16 protein-coding genes are annotated in these 15,205 nt (G+C 62.4%); 6 read left to right on the forward strand and 10 right to left on the reverse strand.

Annotated features, from left to right (window positions below; translation table 11 throughout):
- Positions 1-3: 3 nt before the first annotated feature.
- From ACMDCR_RS20515 to ACMDCR_RS20525, 3 genes are all read right to left on the reverse strand, one after another.
- Positions 4-1,044: an L-idonate 5-dehydrogenase gene (locus ACMDCR_RS20515; RefSeq protein ID WP_413988391.1), complete on the reverse strand. Its 1,041-nt coding sequence runs from the start codon at positions 1,042-1,044 to the stop codon at positions 4-6.
- A 175-nt stretch (positions 1,045-1,219) separates the two neighbouring features.
- Positions 1,220-1,477 (reverse strand): hypothetical protein, encoded by a 258-nt coding sequence (locus ACMDCR_RS20520; RefSeq protein ID WP_413988392.1) that lies wholly within the window; start codon positions 1,475-1,477, stop codon positions 1,220-1,222.
- 125 nt (positions 1,478-1,602) lie between these two features.
- Positions 1,603-2,190 carry a hypothetical protein gene (locus ACMDCR_RS20525; RefSeq protein WP_413988393.1) on the reverse strand — a complete coding sequence of 196 codons (588 nt, stop codon included), beginning with the start codon at positions 2,188-2,190 and terminating at the stop codon, positions 1,603-1,605.
- Positions 2,191-2,538: 348 nt separating this feature from the next.
- Between ACMDCR_RS20525 and leuA the strand changes: the two genes are divergently transcribed.
- Entirely contained in the window at positions 2,539-4,245 is a 1,707-nt protein-coding gene (gene leuA / locus ACMDCR_RS20530) for a 2-isopropylmalate synthase (RefSeq protein ID WP_413988394.1), read from the forward strand.
- 120 nt (positions 4,246-4,365) lie between these two features.
- On the opposite strand, the gene ACMDCR_RS20535 is transcribed toward leuA, so the two are convergent.
- A complete protein-coding gene (locus ACMDCR_RS20535; RefSeq protein WP_413988395.1) occupies positions 4,366-4,977 on the reverse strand; it encodes a TetR/AcrR family transcriptional regulator in 612 nt (203 codons plus the stop codon).
- Positions 4,978-5,060: 83 nt separating this feature from the next.
- Here ACMDCR_RS20535 and ACMDCR_RS20540 point away from each other — a divergent pair, with 83 nt between their 5' ends.
- The gene (locus tag ACMDCR_RS20540; protein WP_413988396.1) at positions 5,061-5,372 is read left to right on the forward strand and encodes a hypothetical protein; all 312 of its coding nucleotides are present in this window, start codon (positions 5,061-5,063) and stop codon (positions 5,370-5,372) included.
- 38 nt (positions 5,373-5,410) lie between these two features.
- Here the strand turns inward: ACMDCR_RS20540 and ACMDCR_RS20545 are convergent, their stop codons facing one another.
- From ACMDCR_RS20545 to ACMDCR_RS20555, 3 genes are all read right to left on the reverse strand, one after another.
- Positions 5,411-6,457, reverse strand: a complete 1,047-nt coding sequence (locus tag ACMDCR_RS20545) for an ABC transporter permease (protein WP_413988397.1) — start codon at positions 6,455-6,457, stop codon at positions 5,411-5,413.
- A gap of 46 nt (positions 6,458-6,503) precedes the next feature.
- A complete protein-coding gene (locus ACMDCR_RS20550) occupies positions 6,504-8,027 on the reverse strand; it encodes a sugar ABC transporter ATP-binding protein (protein ID WP_413988398.1) in 1,524 nt (507 codons plus the stop codon).
- A 190-nt stretch (positions 8,028-8,217) separates the two neighbouring features.
- A complete protein-coding gene (locus tag ACMDCR_RS20555; RefSeq protein ID WP_413993681.1) occupies positions 8,218-9,255 on the reverse strand; it encodes a sugar ABC transporter substrate-binding protein in 1,038 nt (345 codons plus the stop codon).
- A 222-nt stretch (positions 9,256-9,477) separates the two neighbouring features.
- Between ACMDCR_RS20555 and ACMDCR_RS20560 the strand changes: the two genes are divergently transcribed.
- Genes ACMDCR_RS20560 through ACMDCR_RS20570 form a run of 3 tightly spaced genes read left to right on the forward strand, consistent with a single transcriptional unit; the run spans position 9,478 to position 11,376 of the window.
- Positions 9,478-10,758, forward strand: coding sequence for an FAD-dependent oxidoreductase (locus ACMDCR_RS20560; protein ID WP_413988399.1), 1,281 nt, complete (start codon positions 9,478-9,480; stop codon positions 10,756-10,758).
- Between the two features lie 8 nt (positions 10,759-10,766).
- Entirely contained in the window at positions 10,767-11,072 is a 306-nt protein-coding gene (locus tag ACMDCR_RS20565; protein ID WP_413988400.1) for a BrnT family toxin, read from the forward strand.
- Positions 11,053-11,376 (forward strand): BrnA antitoxin family protein, encoded by a 324-nt coding sequence (locus ACMDCR_RS20570; RefSeq protein WP_413988401.1) that lies wholly within the window; start codon positions 11,053-11,055, stop codon positions 11,374-11,376. Before ACMDCR_RS20565 ends, ACMDCR_RS20570 begins: the two co-directional genes overlap by 20 nt.
- Before the next feature lie 15 nt (positions 11,377-11,391).
- On the opposite strand, the gene ACMDCR_RS20575 is transcribed toward ACMDCR_RS20570, so the two are convergent.
- From ACMDCR_RS20575 to ACMDCR_RS20585, 3 genes are all read right to left on the reverse strand, one after another.
- On the reverse strand, positions 11,392-12,708 hold the full coding sequence (locus ACMDCR_RS20575; RefSeq protein WP_413988402.1) for a class I SAM-dependent methyltransferase: 1,317 nt from the start codon (positions 12,706-12,708) through the stop codon (positions 11,392-11,394).
- A gap of 56 nt (positions 12,709-12,764) precedes the next feature.
- Positions 12,765-13,034 carry an usg protein gene (locus ACMDCR_RS20580; protein WP_413988403.1) on the reverse strand — a complete coding sequence of 90 codons (270 nt, stop codon included), beginning with the start codon at positions 13,032-13,034 and terminating at the stop codon, positions 12,765-12,767.
- Between the two features lie 174 nt (positions 13,035-13,208).
- Positions 13,209-13,868 carry a TetR/AcrR family transcriptional regulator gene (locus ACMDCR_RS20585; RefSeq protein WP_413988404.1) on the reverse strand — a complete coding sequence of 220 codons (660 nt, stop codon included), beginning with the start codon at positions 13,866-13,868 and terminating at the stop codon, positions 13,209-13,211.
- 125 nt (positions 13,869-13,993) lie between these two features.
- Here ACMDCR_RS20585 and ACMDCR_RS20590 point away from each other — a divergent pair, with 125 nt between their 5' ends.
- Complete coding sequence (locus ACMDCR_RS20590; RefSeq protein ID WP_413988405.1) at positions 13,994-15,145, forward strand: HlyD family secretion protein; 1,152 nt, start codon at positions 13,994-13,996, stop codon at positions 15,143-15,145.
- The last annotated feature ends 60 nt before the right edge of the window (positions 15,146-15,205 follow it).

Below are 15,205 nucleotides of genomic sequence, written 5' to 3' on the forward strand. Positions count from 1 at the left end.
ATTTCAGGCCTCGCCGAGGGCGAGCTGGACTTTCATCGACCGGCTCTTGTCGGCGGCAAGATCGAAAGCGCGCTTGGCCTCCTTCAGCGGCACGATCTCGGTGAGGAGGGGACGTACGTCGATCTGCCGCCTGGCGATGAACGACGCGGCGGTCTCGAATTCGGTATCGAAGCGGAAGGTGCCGATCAAATTGATCTCCTTGGTGACGATGGCGGACATCGGGAGGTCAGCCTGCGCGCCCTGGCCAATCTGCACGATCGTTCCGAGGGGGCGTACCGCCTTCAGGCCCGCCAGCAGCGGCACGGCGCTGCCGGCCGCTTCGAACATCACGTCGAACCAGCCCTTCTCGGCTTCGTATCCCGCCAAGGCTTCTGGCTCGCTGGCTACATTGATGGTGCGGTCTGCCCCCGTCCTGCGCGCCATGAACAGCGGGCCGTCAAGGATGTCCGTCGCGACGATCTCGGCCGCGCCTGCGGCCCGGGCGGCTGCGACGGTGAGGATGCCGATCGGCCCGGCGCCGGTGACGAGGACGCGCTGGCCCAGCAGAGGCCCCGCCCTCACGACGGCGTGGAGGCACACGGCAAGCGGCTCGGCGAAGGCCGCCTCGTTCACCGAGGTGCCCTCCGGCATCGGCACGGCCTGCACGGCCTCGCAAACGACGCTGTCACGGAAGGCCCCCTGGACGTGGGGCATGCGCATGGCCGAGCCGTAGAAGCGCATGTCGAGGCAGTGATTGTGCAGCCCCTTCATACAGTACCGGCAGGCGCCGCAGGCAAGGCTCGGGTTGACGGCGACAGTATCTCCCGGCTTCACCGAGGTGACACCGGACGCCACCTCCGCGATGACACCGGCAACCTCATGACCCAGGATCATGGGCTCGCGCAGCCGCACGGCGCCGAAGCCGCCATGCAGGTAGTAGTGCAGGTCCGAACCGCAGATACCGCCAGCTCGCAGGCTCACACGCACCTGACCGGGGCCAAGCGACGGCGGCTCCCGTTCCTCCACGCGCAGATCGAACGGTGCATGCAGGACCACTGCTCTCATGACCGGCTTTCCTTCCGTTCATTTGGATTCAGTTTATTTGAAGTCGGATCGCCGCTCGGCGGCAACGCCGAAAGTACAGATCAAAAAGAGACGACCTGCTCATCTTACGACTGGAAAGCGGCAAGGCCAGCGCCGAGGTCAAAATCTGGGTCGGCAGGCTCGGGCCGCCAATCCCTCAGCGCACCGGATAGCCATGGCGGCTCTGGGTGGCCGATATGATCTGGTCGGCCCTGGCATCGTTGCCGGCGTTGCAGGCCTGCGTGGCCGCAGCCAAGTCCCTACCCATGTCGTCATGGACCTTCTTGTCCACGAAGCCGGTCTTCACATCCTTGTCGATGATACGCTGCACATAGGCGATGCGGCTGGTGCAGGAGGCGGCCAGGGCGGGAGCACAGGAGGCCGCCAGCAGGACGGCGCAGATCAGAAGGCGCATCGGAGAATTCCATCAGATTCATGGTCGGGACGGTCTTGGCGGAAACGCTCCCCCTCGCCTGTTCCTAGCGCAAGTTCGTTTAAATACTGTGAGGCGCCTCCGAAGAGCGGTCACGGCTTCAGCGATCACGGCTTGGGCGGCGGCACGATCTTCAGGTCTGGAGCGAGCTTGTAGGTCGCACTGAAACGGGCCGTGTCACCACCGCTTTGCATCGTGCCCTCCGTCCTCACTGGCAGGCGGCTCGCCGGATCGACATAGACGGTCATCGGCACGGTGAAATTCGCGATCGCGGCGTCATATTTGAAGCCGAGATATTGGGTGCCGTCGACCATCGTCTCGCCGAGGCATTGAACGTTCTGCGCCTTGTCGGAATAAAGAATGCCGGCCAGCGCAAAATCGGTCTGCATCTGGCGCGCGGTCGCTTCGTCGAGCGGCAACCAGAACCCCTTGACATTGCCCCAAGCCTGGCCGCCGGTGACGATGACCTCCTGGTCGCCTTGCGGCGTGCTGACATGGACATGTGCGGCATCGGGTGGGACGACCTCAGTAACCGTCACCATGCGCAACGCACCAACGGATGCTTCCCCTTCGACACGGAAAGGCCCGACTTCGCGCCCATGATGCATGATCGCTGCGAAATCGGCGGCGCAGTCGGCCTGGGCGCCGGCAGTGCCAAGCAGGACCGCCGCGAAGGCAAGGAAAGCAAGACGCATGCGTACTCCTCAAGAGAAGGCTTGCGCGACCCTACAGCACAGCACCCGATTCCGAAAACCGACATCGCGTCGGCGGCGGATAGGTCTTGCCCGAGCGGCAACATCGCTGTACAAGCCCCTCACACCGCGCGGCTGCAGCCGCAGCACAAAGAGGACTGAGCCGTGGCGACATCGCCCGCCAAGATCGAAACGCTTGCGCTCCCCGCGCCGGCGCTGGCGCTCGCCCTTCTTTCCGGCCTCCTCCTTAGCCGCCCCTGAGGGCCGGCCGGGCATCAGCCTGGGCGCTCAGGGGACCATGCTCCAGCGGCCTAACCTGCCGCTCCCTCCCTTCGGCTGAAGAGTTTCATCATGACATATGCTGCCAAAGTCTCGCAGTTTTCCGCCCCCAAGGTCGACGTATCAGCGAAGTACAAACCCTGGCCGCCGATCGACCTGCCGGACCGCCAATGGCCGTCGAAGACCATCACCCATGCACCGACCTGGTGCGCCGTCGACCTGCGCGACGGCAATCAGGCCTTGATCGAGCCGATGGGCCATGAGCGCAAATTGCGCATGTGGGATACCCTGGTCGGCATGGGATTCAAGGAGATCGAGGTCGGCTTCCCCTCCGCCTCGCAGACCGACTTCGACTTCGTCCGCTTTCTGATCGAATCAGGCCGTATTCCCGATGGCGTCGCCGTACAGGTGTTGACGCAGGCCCGCGATGAGTTGATCCGCCGCACCTTCGAGAGCCTGAGGGGCGTCAAATCAGCGATCGTCCATCTCTACAATTCCACCTCGGAACTGCAGCGCCGTGTGGTCTTCCGCCAGGATCGCGCCGGCATCCGCGACATTGCGGTCAAGGGTGCCGAATTGATCGTCCAACTCACCAGGGAGCTGGGCATGGAAGACAAGATCCGCCACCAATATTCGCCCGAAAGCTTCATGGGTACCGAACTCGATTTCTCCAAGGAGATCTGCGAGGCCGTGATGGACGTCTACAAACCGACGCCCGAGAAGAAGCTGATCCTGAACCTGCCGCTGACGGTGGAGATGTCGACGCCGAACATCTATGCCGACCAGATCGAATGGATGTCGCGCAACATCAAGGACCGCGACAGCGTGATCATATCGCTGCATCCGCACAATGATCGCGGTACCGGCGTCGCCGCTACCGAGCTCGGCCTGATGGCGGGCGCGGATCGCGTCGAAGGCACGCTGTTCGGCAATGGCGAGCGCACGGGCAATGTCGACCTGGTGATCATGGCCGGCAATCTGATCATGTCGGGCGTCGATCCGGAAATCGACATCTCCGACGTGAACGGGCTGGTTCGCGTGGCCGAGCATTGCAACCAGTTGCCGATCCATCCACGCCATCCCTATGCCGGCGAGCTCGTGTTCACCGCCTTCTCCGGGTCGCACCAGGATGCGATCAACAAGGGCTTCAAGGCGATGGAGACGGCGACCACCCCGGTGTGGGAGGTGCCCTATCTGCCGATCGACCCGAAGGATCTCGGCCGCTCCTATGAGGCCGTCATCCGTATCAACTCGCAATCCGGCAAGGGCGGCATCGCCTTCATCCTCGAGAAGGAGCATGGCATCGAACTGCCGCGCCTGCTGCAGATCGAGTTCTCCAAGGTGGTGCAGGGCATCGCCGACGGCGAGGGTGTCGAACTGAGCGCCGACCGGCTCTGGCACGCCTTCACCGGCGAATATCTCGACAATGGCCGCTATTCCTTCGTCTCCCACCAGGTCACCAGCGATGGCGAGGGCGAAGAGCGCACCATCACCGCGCGCATCCGCGACGAGGGTGTCGAGAAGACGGTGACTGGCCAGGGCAACGGCCCGATCGATGCCTTCGTACAGGCGATGCGCCATGAGAGCGGCCTCGACTTCGATGTCGCCAACTACCGCGAGCATGCCATCGGCTCGGGCGCCAACGCAGCCGCCGTCTCCTATGTCGAGCTGCGCATCGCCAATGGCTCAACCCTGTTCGGAGTCGGCATCGACAAGGATACGACGAAATCTTCGCTCAAGGCGGTGCTCTCCGGCGTGAACCGGATCTTGAAGCGGTAACCTGGGAGCGCGGACTTCCAGTCCACTCTCGAAGCAGCGCCCGTGCAATAAGGGGCGCGGCCGTCAAGGTCAGCGCCCTTTTCCATTTGAGTCGAGGTTCAAAAGCGAATCGTATGACGCTCACTTGAGTGTCGTTGGGAAGTCCACGCTCCCAGCAAGATAAAGCCTCAGCATCAGCCTGACCTCTGCCTCCCGGGCAGCATCGCTCCCCTGGTCCAGGCTCAGTCCCTTGAGCATGTGCAGCACCAGCACGGCCATCACAGCGGCGCGCTCTTCGGGAAGGCCTCTGAGAGTCTTGCGCAGGATGACCGCAACGCCCTCGCGCAACGCTGTGCGGAACTGAGCCCTCTTGTCGTCGCCGTCGCTGCGCACATCGACAAGTGCGATGGCGAACGCCCTTTCGTTTTGCAGGCGGCGCGAGAAATCGACCAGCTCGTCGGCCAATTCCCGCGCGCTGAGATTGGCGGCGAGATCCTTCAAGTTCTTCAGCCCGGCAAGGCTCTGCTCGACGAATTGTGCCAGCAATGCGTCGGCCAAGGCTTCCTTCGAAGGAAAGAAGCGGTAGAGCGAGCCGATCGCCGTCTTCGAGCGCGCACCGATCTCCGTCATCGTGGCGGCATCATAGCCCTTCTCGCTAAACACCTGCGCTCCCGTTGCCAGAATAGCTGCTACGCGCAGATGGCCGCGCTGACGCTTGGGAGCCCTAGCATCGGCTGGCACTGTCGTTGACATATGCGAGGGTATCCTCTACTAACTGTTTTGCGAGGGTATCCTCGCATATCTTTCACACTCCCACCAGTTCGATCGGTGTTCCCATGAGTGACATCTTGCTGCTCCTTGCCGGTGCCCTCCTGTGCAATGCCATCCCGCATGTCACCAGCGGGCTGATGGGCTCGCCCTTTCCGACGCCTTTCGCCAAGCCGCGCGGCATCGGCCCATCCTCACCGCTGGTAAATTTCCTGTGGGGCGGGCTGAACCTCATGCTGGGTCTCGCCATCCTAGCCGGCCATCCGGTCGCCATAGGCTTCAACGAGGGCTTTCTTGCTCTGGTCGCCGGCGCCCTGGCACTGGGCGCCCTTATGTCGCGCCATTTCGGCAAGGTGAAAAGCGGCGAGCTGACGCGTTGAAGCCCGGGAGAGCGGACTGGAAGTCCGCGCTCCCGGGATTACCCGGCGGCCGCACCCTCATCCCGCAGCCTCTGGGTGTAGACATTCATCACCAGGGCCGCGAGCAGGATGATTCCGCGGATCAGGATCTTCTGGAAGCTGTCGACCTGCTCCATGTGGTCGAGGCCGTTGTTGAGAACGCCCAGCACGCAAAGGCCGACAATGGTGTTGCCGATGCCACCACGCCCGCCGAACAGGCTGGTGCCCCCAACCACAACGGCGGCGATGGCATCGAGCAGGTAGCTGGTGAATTCATTCTGCTGGGCGCTGCCGAAATGGGCGACGCCGATCATGCCGGCAACACCGGCGCACACGGCCGAGATCACCATCACCGACGCCAGGATCATTTTGATGTTGATGCCGGAGAACTCCGCCGCCTCGCGGTTGCCACCCACCATGTAAATGTATCGGCCGAACCTCGTGTAGGTCAGCACGACGTGGCCGACTGCCAAGAAAACGCCGAGCACGATGACGATCCATGGTACGCCACCAATGTTGCCGGCTCCCAGCGTATTGACCAGATCAGGCACCGCATAGGCAATCTGCCCGCGCAAAAGCACGGCGCTGATGCCATCGGCGATCTGCATCATCGCTAGAGTCATGATGAAGGAGGGAATGAGAATCCGGGTGACGCCGAAAGCATTTATCAGGCCAAGCACGGCGCAAACCACTAGGGCCAGCACGATCGCCACACTGCCGGGCACGATGAAGTTGGTATTGGCGATATTCACATAGGATTCCTGGGCCGTGAAGAAGGCCACCGCCACCCCGGTGACGTTGGCGATGGAGGCTACCGACAGATCGATCTCGCCGCAGAGGATCACGAAGGTCAGCCCGACGGCGATCACGCCCGTCACCGAGATCTGCACGAGGATGTTGGACAGATTGTCGAGCGTCACGAAGGATGGGCTCGCGACGGCAAAGAAGATCACCAGCGCCAGCAAGGTGACGAAGGGAGCGATGTTGCGCATCTGGTTGCGCAGGATCGATCCCAATCCCTGCCTTGCGAAGGCCGCCTGCCCGCCATCCTGAACCGGTGTGCTCATCAACCAAAACTCCCAGGCCTAATCGATCGTGTGAGGAAGCGCTGCTTCACGCGGCTTCCAGCAATCTGTCTTTTGAAATCGTCTCATTGGCGAATTCGCGCACGATCCGCCCTTTTTTCATTACCACCACACGGTCGGCCAGTGAGAGCACTGTTTCCGGCTCGGCCGAGACGACGATCACGGCCAGCCCCTTGTCGCGTAGATCGCGCACGATCTTCACCACATCGTCCTTGGCGCCTACATCCATGCCCCGAGTAGGCTCGGAGAGGATCAGAACCTTGGGAGGATAGGTCAGCCATTTGGCCAGCGCCACCTTCTGCTGGTTGCCGCCCGAGAGGGAGCCCAGCAGCGCGTTTACCGAGGGCGGGCGGATATGCAGCGCCTCGATGTGGCCCTGCGTCGTCTTGCGCTCGACATTCGGCTTCAGCCACAGGCGCGAGATCCGCTGAAGGATGGAGATGGAGACATTGCGATAGATCGGCTGGTGATAGAACAGCATCGAACGCCGGCTCTCAGGCACGAAGGCGATGCCGGCCTCGCGCGCCTGCGCGGTGTTGCGCAGATGGCGCGTCCTGCCTTGTAGCTCCAGGTGACCGCGCGAGGGCTTGAGCTTGCCGAACAGGGTGCGGGCAAATTCGAGCTGGCCGCAGCCCATGAAACCATAGACGCCGAGCACTTCTCCTGCGTGCACATCGATGCTGACATCGTCGAAGACGCGGCCATAGGACAGGCCCTGCGTCGCCAGCACGGGCGTGCCCGCAGGCTTGGCCGGCAGGCTGATCGAGCCGGAATAGCTCTCCTCCAGCCCTTCATGGCCGCGGCCGATCATGTGCTCGATCACCCAGTTCTTGTCGATCCCTTGCGTGGAGTGGGAGATCACGTGCCGACCGTTGCGGAAGATGGTCACGGCGTCCGAGATCGAAAGGATATCGTCGAGGAAATGCGAAATGAAGACGATGCTGCGGCCATCGGCCCGCACCTTGCGCAGCACTTCGAACAGGCGCGCCACCTCGGGTGGCGAAAGCGCCGACGTCGGCTCGTCCAGGATGATGATGCTCGCGCCTGAGAACAGCACGCGGGCAAGCTCGATCAATTGCTGCAGGCCGATCGGCAAGGCACCGATGCGCATCTTGGGATCGACATCGATGCCCAGATTCCTGAGCTGCTCGCGCGCGCCCTTCACCATCGCAGGCCAGTCCACCGCGCCGAAGGCATTGAGCGGCTGCTTGCCCAGATAGACATTCTCCGCGACAGTCAGGTCCGGCACGATGCTAAGCTCCTGATGCACCATGCGAATGCCGGCCGCGAGAGACTCATGCGCCGAGCGGAAGTGGACCTCCTTGCCGTCGATCTCGAGCTTGCCCTGATATTCGGTATGGACGCCGGCAATGATCTTCATCATCGTCGACTTGCCGGCGCCATTCTCGCCGACCAGGCCATGAATCTCGCCGGCCAACAGCGTGAAATCGACGCCCTTCAACGCAGCGACGCCGCCGAAGGATTTGGAGATGTCGGTCATCTTGAGGCGCGGCGCTTCGACAACGCCTGCCTGTGCTTCATCAATCGACATCACGCCTCACACGACTGAAAAGGGATACCGGGAGCCAGACAAGGCTCCCGGATCGGTGTGTTGGTCTTCACAGCCGCATCGGCTGTCAGGCGATGCGGCGGGACAGGCATCCTCAGGACAAAGCAGTGCCGGTCATAGCGACATCGACAATGCGTCGATATCACCGGGAAGACCGGCACACCATTCCCGCTCAGATCAGGAAGTGCTTTTCCATCCAGAGCATGCCTTCGGCATTGTCCTTGGTCACCACGGGACCGTCGGTCACGATGTTCTTCGGAATGCCGTCCGCACCGGTCTTCTCACCGCCGACGACGGCCGCAACACCGGCGACGATGGCGCCGCCATGGATGCGGCAGGACGGATTGCGCACCGTGGCGAACATGCGGCCGTCGATGACCGCGCTGATGGCCGGCGGCATGGCATCGACACCGCCGATCTTGATGTCGGTGCGGTTGTGGGCCTTCATGATATTGGCCGCGGCCAATGCCATGTCGTCATTGTGGAAGAAGGCCGCATCGATCTGCGGATATTTGGTGAGATAGGTCTCCCACAGGCGGGCTGTCTTGGTGACGTCCCAATCGGCCGGCTGGGTGTCGAGCACCTCGATGCCGGGGAACTGCTTGACCACCGACTCGAAGCCCCTCGCCCGGCCCTGCGCGCCCGTGTGGCCGAGAGCGCCCTGGGTCATGATGATCTTGCCCTTGCCGCCGATGGCATTGCAGAGCGCCTGCGTCACCGAGGCGCCCATGAACTCATTGTTGGGCGCAAGGAAGGAGTGCACATTGATCTTGTCGAGCGGGGCGATCAGGGTGTCCATGTCGATGACCGGGATGCCGGCATCGATCATCTTCTGTACGGGCTGGGTCAGCGTGCCGATGCCGAAGGCCTGGATGGCGACGAAGTCCCACTTCTGCGAGGCCATGTTGTCGATGGCGGCACGCTGCTTGACGGCGTCTAGCTGGCCATCGAACCACGTCACCTCGACATTGAAGAGCTTGCCCCAATATTCGGCCGCCTGCTTGCCCTGGGCACACCAGGTGGCCTGAAGGCCGGCGTTGGAGAAGGCCGCCTTCAGTGGCTTGTCGGAACGCCCCGCCACCTCGGCGACCTCAGCCGCAAAAGCCGGGTTCACGCCGAAGCCTCCGAACAAAGCGGCGGCAGCACCTGCGGAAAACGAAGCGGTGCGAATGAAGTCCCGCCGCGTGTGCGGCGTCGAATCCTTGGTCATCATGTCCTCCGTAGCGATCTTTGCTTTCAATGCGCGAGCATTGATGCGGCCCTTTTGAGCCTGACGCAGCCAGTTGAGTCCGTTGCGCTCGGCTCATCTTATGATTGTTCGGACAAATGACAACTAGGATTCTTCGTCGATATCCCTCCCGCCCATACCACAATTGTGGATCAAGGGCCGTGCCAACTGGTTGCGCGCATCGTTTCGACGATAGGATCGGGAATGAACAGCCTTTCCATCGCCATCGTGGGCGCAGGTACTGCCGGACTTTCCGCAGCCTCCTTTCTTGCCGATGCCGGCCACAGGCCGGTGCTCTTCGAGCGTTTCGCGCAGGCCAAGCCGGTCGGAGCGGGATTGCTGATCCAGCCGACAGGCCTGGCGGTGCTCGAGCGCCTCTGCCTGCGGGACGAGGCCACGAGGCTTGGCTCGCGCATCGAGCGTCTCTACGGCCGCTGCGGGCCGGATGGGCCGCTGATATTCGACCTGCGCTACGATGAGTTCCTACCCGGCCTGCACGGCACGGCGATGCATCGGGCAAGCCTGTTTCACCTCCTGATGGGTGCAGTGCTCGCCCGTGGCATCGCCCTCGAACAGGCTGTTGCCGTCGCCGGCATCGAGGACATCTCGGACCGCCCTGCCCTCCTCGACGGCATCGGACGGCGGCTCGGCCGGTTCGACCTGGTTGTCGATGCCAGCGGCGCGCGCTCGCGCCTGCGCGAAGCGGCCGCTGCAGCGCGCATCCGGCCCTACGCTCATGGCGCCGTATGGGGCGTCGCGCGCGATACCGGCTTCGTGCGCGACGCCCTGCAGCAGCGCTACCGAACGGCTCGCTTCATGATCGGCGTGCTGCCCGCTGGGCGCCTTCCCAACGATCCCGCGCCCCTGGATGCCTTCTTCTGGAGCCTGCCGGTGGAGGATCTCGAGCGCTGGAACAACACCGATCTCGGCGCCTGGCGCGAGGAGGTTGCGGCGATCTGGCCGGAAACCCTGGCGCTCACTGCACAATTCACGCGCCACGACCAGCTCACGCAGGCGCGCTACGCACAGGTCACCGTTGCCGAGCCGGTGCACGGCCGGCTCGTCCTCATCGGCGACGCCTGGCACCAGACCAGCCCCCAACTCGGCCAGGGCGCCAATATGGCGCTGCTCGATGCCGCCGCGCTTGCGGACGCCATCGCCCTCAACGGCGATCTCGGCGAAGCCCTCTCCGCCTTCGTCGCCGGCCGCCGCGCCCATTTCCGCTTCTACCAGATGGCCAGCATGGTGCTGACGCAGTTCTTCCAGTCCCACTCCGGGCTCACTGGCCCGCTGCGCAACGCCACCTTCGGCCCGCTGGGCAGGTTGCCCTGGTTGAAAACGGAGATGGTCAAGACGCTGGCCGGGCTGAAGACGGGGCCGTTCTCGTGGAAGAAGGCTGAGGAACTGGCGGGATTCAATAGAATCTCTCGACTTCGCGGCTCGAAGCTAGGCGATGAGATTCTTGAAGTTCATACAAAATTGTAGTAACAAAAATGAAAACTCGATACGAGTGGGATTCCACAAAGGCAGATACCAACCTTCGAAAACATGGGGTCAGTTTCGACATCGCCCTGCGTGTTTTCGCCGATCCCTTTGCCTTGATGGAACAGGATCGGATCGAGGAAGGCGAACAGCGCTGGCAGACCCTCGGCTGGGCCGACAACTATATGTTGCTTCTGGTCGCACATACACTCTGGGAAGAAGAGGAGGATGGCTCGCTGGTCGAGGTTATTCGCATTATTTCAGCCCGAGCCGCCACGAGAAAGGAAAGAAGACGCTATGAACAGCAAGGTCGTTAGGCGTGTTGTGGATCTGGCTAACCTACCTCCTCTGACGGCAGAGCAGAAGGCAGAATTGGCCGCTTTGGCTGCCCGCCCTGACAGCGATATCGACACGAGCGATATTCCCGAACTCGGTGAAGAGTTCTGGCAGAAGGCAGTGCGAAACCCACTTTACAGGCCGACGAAGACCTCCACCACAGTGCGGATCGATTCAGATGTGCTGTTATGGCTTCGCAGCCAGGGAAAAGGCTATCAGTCACGTCTCAACGCGATATTGCGACGTGAAATGATCGAAGCACTCAAGGCGAAGAAGCGGGCCTGACGAAACGTCGAGCGCTCACCGATAAAGGTCCTCTCTCGTCGGCGGCAGCCCTGACGGGCCCTTCGCCTTCTTCGAGGCCAGCGTCTGGAAGATGCCTACGGCCGAACGTTCGAAGGCGAGCGAGCAGCCCGCGAGATAGAGCAGCCAGATCCTCGTCTTCGCCTCGCCTACCTCGGCGGCGGCCTCGTCGCGCCTTGCGTAGAGGTTCTCGGTCCAGGCCTTGGTGGTGCGGGCGTAATGCTCGCGCCAAGCCTCGGCGTCGTGCACCTCGAAACCATGGCTTTCCAGGCCATTGGCCGACATGCCGACGGTGTCGAGTTCGCCGCCCGGGAAGATGTAGCGCGTCAGGGCCGCGAATTCCGGGCGCTTCCTGCGGAAGGTCTTCATGTTGCGCTTGGCCGGGCGGGCGATGGCGTGATGGAGGTAGAGGCCGCGCGGGCGCAGCAGGCTGTGGATCTTCCGGAAATAGGCGTCGTGATTGTCGAGGCCGACATGTTCGAACATGCCGATCGAAGCGATCTTGTCGAAACTGCCGGTGACATCGCGGTAGTCCTTCAGTTCCACTGTCACCCTGTCCTGCAGGCCGAGCCTGGCGATGCGCTCCTGCGCGAAGTCGTATTGCTCCTGCGCCAGGGTCACGCCATGGGCAGTGACGCCGTAATGCTGGGCGGCGTGGCAGATCAGGCCGCCCCAGCCCGAACCGATGTCGAGCATGCGATCTCCGGGCTGCAGGCGCAGCTTGCGGCAGATCATGTCGAACTTGGCAGTCTGTGCCTCATCGAGCGTGGTCTCGGGCCTTGGCCAATAGGCGCAGGTATAGGCCATGGTCGGGCCGAGGAAGAGGCCGTAGAACGCATTGGAAAGGTCGTAGTGGAACTGCACCAGCGGCTTGTCGTCTCGCCCTTTCTCGACCTTGTCGGCGATATCGCCGGCATAGTCGTGCTTCTCCACCTTCTCTTCCTTCTTCGGGAGCGAGCGCGTGAGGAAGGGCCAGAGGCCGCGGGCAAGTTGCACCTTGCTGAGGCGCTTGAACAGGCCCTTGGTGTTCATGCTGCCGCGCCGGGATGCGACATCGAGCAAAGTACCGCCTTCGATACGCAGGCTGCCGTCGGCCAGAAGCTGGATAAGCTGGTCGAAGCCCTTGCCCAAGGGTGCCTTGCGCACCAGCCTGGTGATGGCTTCCGGATTCATGATCTTCAGGCGAAGGTCGGTGCGGGCGTCCTTGCCGAGTGGCAGCACCTCGCCATTCCACAATTCGACGGCAAAATCCGCCTGCAACTGGTCGGCCAGATGAGTGATCAGCCGCCTTGCCACTTCGATATATCTGTCCACGGAGCCTCCGCCTATTGCGAGGCGTTATACCGTGATCTCTTCGCGGCGCCAGTATTTCAGTGAAGGCGGAATTCCTGCGCCACGGCGCGCAATTCGGCCGGCTTGATCAGGCCGCTATGCGAGACGGTGACCGAATGGAGCGCGCCCTCCAGCCTGTCCCGCCAGAAGGCGAGGAATTTATGCAGCTCGGGGAAGACGGGGGCGAGATCGTATTCCTGCCAGATATAGGTCTGCAGCACGGCCGGATGATCCGGCAAGCGATAGAGAATATTAGCCGTGGTGAGGCCGTACCCTTCCAACTGACGACGAAACGCAACCGACACCATAGATGGCACCTCCTGCGGGAACAACGTCCATATTGCACCGCAAAAGTCACATTCCTGCAATGAAAATTTTGTTAATAATCAAAAGAAATCAATATGTTAGCACTCATTACGCGAGAGTGCTGCCAGATCGGATAAGGCGCCATCCGATGTGCCGCCGAACAGATCGCACATACTTCACACCCGCATCTTGCTGCAGCAGCCTCTGAGAAACAGCTTGGCGCACAGTCTGGCCCGGTAAGCGATCTCCTTCTCGTCGGGGGCATTGCGGCGACCGAGCATGACGGCACGCTGGATTTCCATGATCATCATGCCGCGCAGCATGCCGGTGGCGGCCTGCGGATCGGGCAGTTCGATCAGACCGCGCTCGGCTTGGCGACGCAGCCAGGTCTCGATGGCCGCGTTGGTGCGCATCACCGCGGTTTCGTAGAAGACATTGCCGATCTCGGGGAAGCGGTCGGACTCCCCGATCACGAGGCGGTTGAGAGCGATGGTTTCCTCACTCAGCGTCAGCTTGCCATAGGCGATGAGGATGCGCTCCAGCGCCGGCACAAGGCCATCCAGATCCAACGCTTCATCATCGATCACCAGCATGAACAGATGGATGCGGTCGGCGACGACCTTGCTGAACATCTCGGCCTTGGTCGGGATCAGCCGATACATCGTCTTGGTGGAGACCCCTGCCCGCTGCGCTACTGCGCTCATGCTGGTGCCCGCATAGCCGTTGACCTGGAATTCCTTGGCCGCGGCTTCGATCACCAGATGCCGGGTCTCCTCATCGGACCGGATCTGAGGCCGGCCGCGCTGGCGCTTCACAGGGAGTTGATTTTGTCGCATGGCCGTTTTCCAATTTTCCATTGACAGCGGGCGATTGCATCTTATTTTAGAAAACAACTGATTTCCTAATTAAGGCATACCGACCGATCCCGCAAGGGCGGCCATAGGAAAACGAGGCAAATAACATGACCAAGCATTCCCCATCCCTTGAGATCGACCGCCCGATTCCGGCCGCCGAGGCCGCTCCTGGCCTGGATATCACCACCAAGCCGGCAGCGCCCCCCGTTGTCCCCACTGCTCCCACAAAGAAGAGCCGCCTGCGCAAGCCGCTCCTGATTGGCGCGAGCCTGCTGATTCTCGCCGGCGCCGCCTATTATGGTGACCAGTACTGGACGGTCGGCCGCTTCCAGGTCTCGACCGACGATGCCTACGTCCAAGCCGACAACACCACCATTGCTCCGAAGATTTCGGGCTATCTCTCCGAGGTTCTGGTCGGCGACAATGAAAGCGTCAAGGCTGGCCACGTACTCGCCCGCATCGACGATCGCGATTTCAAGGTGGCGCTCGACCAGGCCAAGGCCGATGTCCTAGCCGCCCAGGCGTCCATCGCCGGCAGGCAGGCGGCTCTCGATACCCAGCAGTCGATCATCGACGCCGCCAAGGCGACGATTACGGTCGACCAGGCCAACGAGACCTTCGCCGAGCAGGACGACAAGCGCTATGCCTCCCTGGCAACCCAAGGCTTCGGCAGCGTGCAGAACGCCCAGCAGGCAAGTGCCCGTATCATGGCTGCCCGCGCCACCACGCAGCGCGACTCGGCCGCCCTGGTCACCGCCACCAAGCAGGTCGACAGCCTGAAGGCCGAACTGGCCCAGGCGCAGGCGACGCTCGCCCATGACCAGGCCGTGCAGCACCAGGCAGAGCTCAACCTTTCCTACACGAACGTCGTCTCGCCGGTGGACGGCGTGGTTGGCAACCGCACGCTGCGGGTCGGACAATATGTCCAGGCCGGCACGCAGCTGATGGCTGTGGTGCCCTCGCAGGCCGCCTATATCGTGGCCAACTACAAGGAAACGCAGCTCACCAACGTCCATGCCGGCCAGCCGGTCGACATCGACGTCGACATGTTCCCGGGCGCGACCTTCAGGGGCCATGTCGACAGCCTCGCGCCGGCCAGCGGCCAGGAATTCGCCCTGCTGCCACCCGACAACGCCACCGGTAACTTCACCAAGGTGGTCCAGCGCATCCCCGTGAAGATCGTGCTGGACCCCGGCAGCCCACTCTCCGGCGAGCTGCGCCCCGGCATGTCGGTCTACCCGACGATCGAAACGAAGTAACTGGGAGCGCGGACGCCCCTACGACGCTCGATAGAGTGTCGGACGATCCGCTCTTCCTCT

The sequence above is a fragment of the Labrys okinawensis genome, assembly GCF_047345005.1.
In the GTDB taxonomy this organism is placed as follows: Bacteria; Pseudomonadota; Alphaproteobacteria; order Rhizobiales; family Labraceae; genus Labrys; species Labrys okinawensis.

Coding starts and splice junctions, on each gene's coding strand:
- ACMDCR_RS20515 (WP_413988391.1), bottom strand. CDS start 1,044: ATGAGAGCAGTGGTCCTGCATGCACCGTTCGATCTGCGCGTGGAGGAA.
- ACMDCR_RS20520 (WP_413988392.1), bottom strand. CDS start 1,477: ATGCGCCTTCTGATCTGCGCCGTCCTGCTGGCGGCCTCCTGTGCTCCC.
- ACMDCR_RS20525 (WP_413988393.1), bottom strand. CDS start 2,190: ATGCGTCTTGCTTTCCTTGCCTTCGCGGCGGTCCTGCTTGGCACTGCC.
- leuA (WP_413988394.1), top strand. CDS start 2,539: ATGACATATGCTGCCAAAGTCTCGCAGTTTTCCGCCCCCAAGGTCGAC.
- ACMDCR_RS20535 (WP_413988395.1), bottom strand. CDS start 4,977: ATGTCAACGACAGTGCCAGCCGATGCTAGGGCTCCCAAGCGTCAGCGC.
- ACMDCR_RS20540 (WP_413988396.1), top strand. CDS start 5,061: ATGAGTGACATCTTGCTGCTCCTTGCCGGTGCCCTCCTGTGCAATGCC.
- ACMDCR_RS20545 (WP_413988397.1), bottom strand. CDS start 6,457: ATGAGCACACCGGTTCAGGATGGCGGGCAGGCGGCCTTCGCAAGGCAG.
- ACMDCR_RS20550 (WP_413988398.1), bottom strand. CDS start 8,027: ATGTCGATTGATGAAGCACAGGCAGGCGTTGTCGAAGCGCCGCGCCTC.
- ACMDCR_RS20555 (WP_413993681.1), bottom strand. CDS start 9,255: ATGACCAAGGATTCGACGCCGCACACGCGGCGGGACTTCATTCGCACC.
- ACMDCR_RS20560 (WP_413988399.1), top strand. CDS start 9,478: ATGAACAGCCTTTCCATCGCCATCGTGGGCGCAGGTACTGCCGGACTT.
- ACMDCR_RS20565 (WP_413988400.1), top strand. CDS start 10,767: ATGAAAACTCGATACGAGTGGGATTCCACAAAGGCAGATACCAACCTT.
- ACMDCR_RS20570 (WP_413988401.1), top strand. CDS start 11,053: ATGAACAGCAAGGTCGTTAGGCGTGTTGTGGATCTGGCTAACCTACCT.
- ACMDCR_RS20580 (WP_413988403.1), bottom strand. CDS start 13,034: ATGGTGTCGGTTGCGTTTCGTCGTCAGTTGGAAGGGTACGGCCTCACC.
- ACMDCR_RS20585 (WP_413988404.1), bottom strand. CDS start 13,868: ATGCGACAAAATCAACTCCCTGTGAAGCGCCAGCGCGGCCGGCCTCAG.
- ACMDCR_RS20590 (WP_413988405.1), top strand. CDS start 13,994: ATGACCAAGCATTCCCCATCCCTTGAGATCGACCGCCCGATTCCGGCC.